A 1,639-nucleotide genomic window follows, 5' to 3' on the forward strand; every position below is an offset into this window, starting at 1 on the left:
GTCTTGAGGACGCAGATAGGTTGGCACAACTACAGTTATCTTCATAGAAATATTTTCCAGAAATTAGTTATGAAATTAGGGATTTTAAGTTAATCGCAATCTTAAATGAGACAGTGTGAAGAATTAGACGTTGCGGCGCTTCGCGCCGCAACGTCTAATTCTTCACTGGGCAGGGAGTAACATTATTTAATAGCCTCTTCATAGGCGGCAACTGTGCTTAAAGTCATGGATTCTAGAGTGAATTTTTGCGCTGTAAATTTCAGGGTATTTTCCACCATACGCGATCGCAAATCAGGATTTTCTGATAGCTGGAGCAATCGCGATGACAGCATCTCTAAATCATTAAAAGGAATAATAAAGCCATTTACCCCATCCTCGATTTGATCGTAAGCACCCGCAGCAGGTGTTCTGATAGGTACGACTCCGCAAGCCATTGATTCCACAATTACGAGAGGAAATCCCTCCGCTTGACTAGGTAAAACAATCACATCGGCAGCCCAATAAACTTGGCGAGGTTCGGTTACATAACCAAGAAACAGAAATCTTTGTTGATTTTGAGCATTGGCTAAGGCATAGGCTTCTATTTCTTCCCGCTGATCTCCCGAACCTGCAAACAGACATTTACAGTTAGATTGAGGATTGCGTGCCACAATTTGATTCACCGCATCGATCAGTAGTTTATGCCCCTTATCCCATTGGGTTCTCCCCACCAAAGCGATCGCAAAATCCCGCTCAGACAGATTAAACTTCTCCCTTGATTGTCGCCGCTCTTCAGGATTAGGTACATGGAAATATTGAGTATTAATACCGTTAAAAACCTTCTTTATTTGCGATTTAGCAATACCAATGTCCTCCATCAACCATTGCTCGATATCCGATGAAATGGCAATAAAGGTATGGGGTGCAAAAAATCTGAGATACTGTTTGAGAATAGATTTTTTCAATCTCTCCCGATAACCTTCAGGATTACTATCTGCAACTTTACCAGAATTAGCCGACTTGAGAAGGTGAGATGTGGCAATGCATTTAATCTGCGTAAATACTTTTACAATAGCTGCTACAAGTAGCATTGAGTAGCCATGAGCATGAAAAACTTGAATTTCCAGTCGCTTCACCGCGCCTAAAATTTGTGAAACTGTCGCCCAAGATGGAAGCGATCGATTGAAATCATCAATGACTATCCATTCCTCCGATAATTCCTTGAGTGACTCAAAACGTTTTAGAGAAGATGAATCAAAACTTACCTTCCCAGTGATCAAAACCACTTTCCATCCTAAATTCTTGAGACCCCGCATTAACGTCTCACAGTGGGAAGCAATTCCATCGTTACAATCAACTCGGCTGAGGAGAAAACCGACATTTTTTGGGGAGTTCACAGGTAAAATTCACCTCGATCTAAAATATCCAAACATTACCATCAAAACGATTTGATTTTTTCTTTGTTTTATTTACATCTCGCTCAGCATAATCATTAAGTAGCTAGGCATAAGTAAACTTAAAACCCAGAAGAGCATACCGCCCGCGCAGCGGGCGGTATGCTCTCTGGTTTTGTTTTTTAATTATGCCTAGCTAATTACTACCGCAATTTAAAAATTTTGCTAACATCTGAATGATTATCCAAATTTTAGATGCAATCTAC

The 1,639-nt window shown here is 40.5% G+C and carries 1 protein-coding gene; it reads right to left on the reverse strand.

Annotation, left to right across the window (positions count from 1 at the left end; genetic code table 11):
- Positions 1–182 precede the first annotated feature (182 nt).
- Positions 183–1,376, reverse strand: coding sequence for a glycosyltransferase family 4 protein (locus AC805_RS16255; protein WP_082429519.1), 1,194 nt, complete (start codon positions 1,374–1,376; stop codon positions 183–185).
- Between the last annotated feature and the right edge of the window lie 263 nt (positions 1,377–1,639).

It is taken from the genome of Pseudanabaena sp. 'Roaring Creek', from assembly GCF_001402795.1.
Lineage (GTDB): Bacteria > Cyanobacteriota > Cyanobacteriia > Pseudanabaenales > Pseudanabaenaceae > Pseudanabaena.